2 protein-coding genes are annotated in these 1,799 nt (G+C 52.5%); both read right to left on the bottom strand.

Annotated features, from left to right (window positions below; all coding sequences use genetic code 11):
* Nucleotides 1–629, bottom strand: a 629-nt coding sequence (locus PROAA_RS10120; RefSeq protein ID WP_186411224.1) for an efflux RND transporter periplasmic adaptor subunit, incomplete at its 3' end; no start/stop codon positions are given.
* A gap of 417 nt (nucleotides 630–1,046) precedes the next feature.
* Nucleotides 1,047–1,580: a hypothetical protein gene (locus PROAA_RS10115; protein ID WP_186411223.1), complete on the bottom strand. Its 534-nt coding sequence runs from the start codon at nucleotides 1,578–1,580 to the stop codon at nucleotides 1,047–1,049.
* Nucleotides 1,581–1,799 lie beyond the last annotated feature (219 nt).

Here is a 1,799-nt window from a genome sequence, read left to right as displayed (position 1 = left end):
CCCGGAGGCGACGGCGTCGAATACTCGCCAACCTCGCCGACGATCTTGGCGATGGTGCCATCAAAGGGTGCATAGAGTACGGTTCGTCCCTGCTCGACCCGGGTCGCATTCACTTTCGCCTGGAATTGCGCAACGTCGGCCCTTGCCCCCTCGCATCCGGCACGTTTGGCTTGCGCCTCGGTGCGCGCCGAATCCTCTCGCGAACTGGAGACAAAGCCCCGCTCGCGCAAGGAAGTTTGCCTTTCGGCTTCCCGCTCGGCATTTCTGGCCTGGGCACACGCTTCATTCACGCGTTGCCGCGCGGTAGTCACCTGAGCCATCGCCAGCGTGCTCTGCGCCTGCTGATCGTCGTTCCACAACTTCATCAGCAACTGGCCCTTCTTGACCCGGTCGCCTTCCTTCACCGCCAGAACCTCGATGCGCCCACCCATGATCGGCGACAGTTTGGTGCGCTGGCAGGCTTCGACCGTACCGGCGCGCGTGTTGGCGATACTCGACTCGACCTTCCCGCGCTCAATCTCGCTGACGACCACGACAATCGGCTTCGGCCGGCTGAACCACCAGAAGGCGGCAGCGATGACGGCGACAACGGTCAGAGCAATCAGAACACGGCGAATCGGAGGGGACATGGCGGGAAGAAGCGCTTAACAGCATGTGCGATCAAAGATGTCATGGTCGGGCAAAACAGACTGGCTGGCAAGGGTAGTCCTCGTTTGTGTGAGATGCAGGCGCGCCAATTTGCACCAACATGTATGGTATTAGACACGAGTTGGACTCAATTACAGTGCTTGGGGTGGCACTCTGGGGAGGGCTGCGAATCCTGACGCATGCCGGCCCGAACTCGGCGATTGACTACTGCACCCGGCGTCAACCTTACTCCCCGAAGGCACGTTGGATTTCCTATCCTCCTTTACTCTAATGCTTCAGGGGGCATTCTCTAAGATTGATGACATCCCTAGAATGTCAATGTGTGCAACGAATCAGTGGGAATTGAGCGACATGCCAAGAGCCAACAAAGGCCCACAGTAGAGGAAAATAAGCCAGCGTTACCGTGAATCAAAACGGACGTTAAGAAAATTCATTACTGCCTGAGTAGGATAATCCTTCACATCTGCAAGGGCGTGTTGAATCAAAATGGATTTTCTGCCGTAATACGCGGTCATCTTGTAAACAACAGTTAATTTTTTTCCACCAACAGATTTCTCCCACAACCCTTTTGCTTCGGCAACCCACATAGCGCCTCTCTGAGAAGCGGAAAAAGCGGCATTTCTAATTGCGTAGGATCGAGCATAATTCTCCAGTGTTTGCATTGCAGCTTCTCTTGTCATGCTTTGCAAATAATTGGGATCTTTAACTGGAATAAATTCAGCCTTTAAATACCCATCTTTCGCTACGAAGTCCGCGACGATCATATCCACAGGGACATTAACCCCATCGATATTTTGCTTAACTGATTTGAGTTCTGGCTGTGCAGGGTAGGTCAATATGAACTCTGAAAACTGAGGGCGATATTCAACAGCAATTGCACCTTTCGATAAACACACAAGAAACAGAAGAAGCAGCAACAATCCATTTTTCATCTTTTCACCCCACGGCTCATTAGGTTCTTATGCATATGCAGTGACCCATCCTACTCAAACAACGCAAGAATTGTTAGTACTTGCAATTTGCCTTCCGCATTCGCCAACTGCTGTCGCAGGCGTTGAGCGCATGCCTTGTCCATACGCTTCTTCATGTTGGCATAGCTGCGATAACAAGCACTTTGTCGATTTCCGTTGGCTATTGACGCTGGTCGCTGG

Origin of the sequence: Candidatus Propionivibrio aalborgensis, from assembly GCF_900089945.1 — a bacterium.
In the GTDB taxonomy this organism is placed as follows: Bacteria; Pseudomonadota; Gammaproteobacteria; order Burkholderiales; family Rhodocyclaceae; genus Propionivibrio; species Propionivibrio aalborgensis.
This window is presented reverse-complemented; position numbering and strand designations above follow the sequence as displayed.